This window comes from Pseudomonas sp. (genome assembly GCF_049645325.1).
Taxonomy (GTDB): Bacteria; Pseudomonadota; Gammaproteobacteria; order Pseudomonadales; family Pseudomonadaceae; genus Aquipseudomonas.
Genome location: NZ_JBARTQ010000170.1, coordinates 1 through 3,956, shown reverse-complemented (window position 1 = coordinate 3,956; position 3,956 = coordinate 1). Strand labels below are relative to the sequence as shown.

Here is a 3,956-nt window from a genome sequence, read left to right as displayed (position 1 = left end):
CATGAGAATGCGGCCGAATGTGGGAGCTGGCTTGCCTGCGATGGCCATAAGTATCTACACATCGTTGTAGTGAGCGGGCTTGCCCCGCGCTGGGCTGCGAAGCGGCCCCAAACCAGGCGACCTGGTTCTGTCTGGAACTCGGCGGCGTCGTTGTTGGGGCCGCTTCGCAGCCCAGCGCGGGGCAGGCCCGCTCACTACAGGGAGATTTTCCAGCCTTGAAAGTTGTGTAGATACTTATGGCTATCGCAGGCAAGCCAGCTCCCACAAGGGACTGCTGGGTCCTTCAGGGTATTGTTTACAGATCTTGTAATAGTTTTGTGTTGTAGGAAATTTGTGTTTCGCCTGTACGATTCAAGTCCTTTTTCACTGCAGGACTTGCATGAACACCCTCTCGGAGCCTCCCAGTCGTCTTTCCCTAAGACATCCGCTGCCGCTGTTCCCGCTCAAGCACCCCGTATTCCGTCTACTAACCTTGTCCCGGTCCTCTGATCGCGTCTTGCCGTGTCCGGCATTCTGAAATCTATTACGAGACTCTATAAATGGAATGGTTAGCGGATCCAACGGCCTGGCTCGGCCTGTTGACCTTGATTGTGCTGGAACTGGTGCTCGGCATCGACAACCTGGTGTTTATCGCGATCCTGGCGGACAAGCTGCCGCCGGAGCAGCGCGACCGCGCGCGGGTGATCGGTCTGTCGCTGGCGTTGCTGATGCGCCTGGGCTTGCTGGCGAGCATTTCCTGGTTGGTCACCCTCACGCAGCCGCTGTTTTCGGTGTTCGACCACAGCTTCTCCGGGCGTGACCTGATCATGTTGTTTGGTGGCGTGTTCCTGTTGTTCAAGGCCACCATGGAATTGCATGAGCGCCTCGAAGGCCATGTGGCCCAGCGCACCGGCAACGTGGCTTATGCGATGTTCTGGCCGATTGTTGCGCAGATCGTGGTGCTCGACGCGGTGTTCTCCCTCGACGCGGTGATTACCGCCGTGGGCATGGTGGATGAGCTGGCGGTGATGATGATCGCGGTGATCGTGTCCATCGGCCTGATGATCGTGGCGAGTAAACCGTTGACGCGTTTCGTCAACGCGCACCCGACGGTGATCATGCTGTGCCTGGGCTTTTTGATGATGATCGGTTTCGCCCTGACTGCCGAAGGCCTGGGCTTCCATATTCCGAAGGGCTACCTGTACGCGGCGATTGGTTTCTCGATTTTGATCGAGGTGTTCAACCAGATTGCCCGCGCCCGTCGCAAGAAATCCGCGCAAGGCGTACTGCCCGTGCGTGAGCGTACCGCCCATGCGGTGATGCGCTTGCTGGGCGGTCGTAGCCTGGCGGTGGAAGAGGTGGGTGAAGAGGTTGCCGACCTGTTGGGCGAGCCGGATGCCAGCCAGGGCCCCGTGTTTGATCGACGCGAGCGCGTGATGATCAGTGGCGTGCTGCAATTGGCTGAACGACCGATTCGCACACTGATGACGCCACGGGCCAAGGTGGACTGTATTGATCTGGCGGACGATGCCGACACTATTCGCCTCAAACTGATGCACTCGTCCTACTCGCGCTTGCCGTTGATCCGCAATGGCGCTGTCGATGAGCCATTAGGCTTCGTGCACAAGAAGGAGTTGCTCAAGGAATACCTGGCGGGCAACGAGCCCAATCTTGAGCATTTGGCCCGTCGTGCGATCAACCTGCTGGAGAGCTTTTCGATCCTCAACGCCCTGGAGCAGATGCGCCAGGAGTCGACCCACATCGCGTTCGTGATCAACGAATTTGGTGACTTCATGGGCGTCTTGAGCATGACCGACATCCTCGAATCGATTGCCGGTGAATTGCCGGACGCCAGTGAAATCGAGGGGCCGGATATCGTTCAGGAGGGCGATGGCTACCGCGCCAATGGCGCCTTGAACCTCAACCTGGTACGTCAGCGCACCGGCTTTAAAGCGGCTGCGACCGAGGATTATCAGACCCTGGCGGGTTTGGTGATGAGCCTGCTCGACCGCCTGCCGGTGGTGGGCGATAGCCTGGAGTATGAGGGCTGGCGCCTGACTGTGGCGGCCGTGGAGGAGCGGCGGGTGACGCAGGTGGTGTTGGTGCCTGTGACGCATAGTCGCTGAACACCTCCTCCAGCAGCGCTTCCTGTTCCTGCGGATCACCGATGCCCTTGAGGTTCTCAACCTCCAGGGCATTTTTGTACACCACAAGCGTCGGCGTTCCCTCTACGCCTTCGATCCTGGGGGTTCGGGTCGTATCCAGAAGCATGCTTTTCACGCAGCAGGCGTATTTTTCGGCGATGTGATTAAAGCGTGGCCCAATCCCCAGGCACGCCTGGCAGTAAGGCGAGGTAAACAGCACGATCACCAGCGGGTGTTCATTCAAGATCTGCTGGTAGTGGTTCAGGTCATGAATAACCGTGTTGGCGACACCCATGATGATCTCCTTGTGCATCCGGCCAGAGGGTTGCGGGTACGCTAAATCGGGAGGTCACCGCCGTCTACTGTCAACCTTCACAGGTGGCCGCGCTCATGCGTCGGCGTCACGCTCCACGCGTTCGCGTGCTTTTTTGGCCTGGCTCGCACACTTGCGGTATTCCTCATTGTCACTGGAGGCCTTGGCCTTGCGGTAGCCGTGGTGGTTCTGGCTGGTGTAGTCGGTGCTGAACGCTTCCTTGAGCTTATGCAGTTCTTCTTTGCATTCACGGCGGTCGTTACTGGCCGAGGCGGGGCCTGCCAGCAAAAAGGCAAGCAACAGCAGGAGAGGGCTGAACTTCATCGGGCGAGGACCTTGTCGGCGTGGATCTGACAAGGCTAGCCCAGCAAGCGGATTTTTCCATGTGGACGGGCGCACCATCAGGGTGCGTGGTAACACCGTTGTGGCGCACTCGATCAGGGCTGTCACCGAGCGGTGGGGCCCAAGGTAGCAATCGCCTGCGCGGTGCTGGCGTAAAGCCTCACCGGCTTGTGTGTTTTATCTTATTGATTTTTAAACAGTTAATGCCTGTCATATTTTTCTGTTACTGCGTGTGGCACACTTTCTGCTGTCTATTCCGTTGTTACATACTAAGTTCCGGTATAGCGGAATACACAACTCCTGGAGTGCTTGTCATGCATCACCGACCTTCCGTGTTTAAAGCGTGTGTTTTTCTCTTCGCCGCATCGGCTTCCCTCGCAAGCGTAGTGCATGCGGCGGACAGCAAGCTCGATGATGTCCTCAAGCGTGGGCATCTCATCGTGGGTACAGGCAGTACCAATGCGCCGTGGCACTTCCAGGGAGCGGATGGCAAGTTGCAGGGTTTTGATATCGACATCGGCCGCATCGTGGCCAAGGGTTTGTTCAACGATCCAAGCAAGGTCGAGTTTGTGGTGCAGTCTTCCGACGCCCGTATTCCTAACCTGCTGACCGACAAGGTCGACATGAGTTGCCAATTCATCACCGTCACCGCCAGCCGTGCGCAGCAGGTTGCATTTACCTTGCCGTACTACCGCGAAGGCGTGGGCCTGTTGCTGCCGATCAACAGCAAGTACAAAGAAATCGAAGACCTGCAAGCGGCCGGCGATGGCGTCACCGTGGCGGTGCTGCAAAACGTGTATGCCGAAGAACTGGTGCACCAGGCCTTGCCTAAAGCCAAGGTCGACCAGTACGACAGCGTCGACCTGATGTATCAGGCCGTGAACTCCGGCCGTGCCGATGCGGCCGCCACCGACCAATCCTCGGTCAAGTACCTGATGGTGCAGAACCCGGGCCGCTACCGCAGCCCGACCTACGCCTGGAGCCCGCAAACCTACGCGTGCGCCGTCAAGCGTGGCGACCAGGACTGGCTGAACTTCGTCAACACCGCGCTGCATGAAGCCATGACCGGAGTGGAATTCCCGACGTACAAAGCTTCGTTCAAGCAATGGTTCGGTGTGGACCTGCCAGAACCAGCGATCGGTTTCCCTGTTGAATTCAAGTGATGTGTAAACCGGGGG

General features: G+C 58.1%; 3 protein-coding genes and 1 pseudogene. 2 read left to right on the top strand and 2 right to left on the bottom strand.

Translation table 11 applies throughout. From position 1 onward, the window contains the following. Positions 1-539: 539 nt before the first annotated feature. Positions 540-2,105, top strand: coding sequence for a TerC family protein (locus tag WBB95_RS07685; RefSeq protein WP_424487022.1), 1,566 nt, complete (start codon positions 540-542; stop codon positions 2,103-2,105). Between the two features lie 49 nt (positions 2,106-2,154). On the opposite strand, the pseudogene WBB95_RS07680 reads toward WBB95_RS07685, so the two are convergent. Together WBB95_RS07680 and WBB95_RS07675 are read right to left on the bottom strand one after the other, a co-directional pair. Then, positions 2,155-2,418 (bottom strand): annotated as a pseudogene (locus tag WBB95_RS07680) (thioredoxin family protein); the annotation flags it as partial. Positions 2,419-2,511: 93 nt separating this feature from the next. Continuing rightward, a complete protein-coding gene (locus WBB95_RS07675) occupies positions 2,512-2,760 on the bottom strand; it encodes a hypothetical protein (protein ID WP_424487021.1) in 249 nt (82 codons plus the stop codon). 332 nt (positions 2,761-3,092) lie between these two features. On the opposite strand from WBB95_RS07675, the gene WBB95_RS07670 reads away from it, so the two are divergent. Further along, positions 3,093-3,941, top strand: a complete 849-nt coding sequence (locus tag WBB95_RS07670) for a transporter substrate-binding domain-containing protein (protein ID WP_016969733.1) — start codon at positions 3,093-3,095, stop codon at positions 3,939-3,941. The last annotated feature ends 15 nt before the right edge of the window (positions 3,942-3,956 follow it).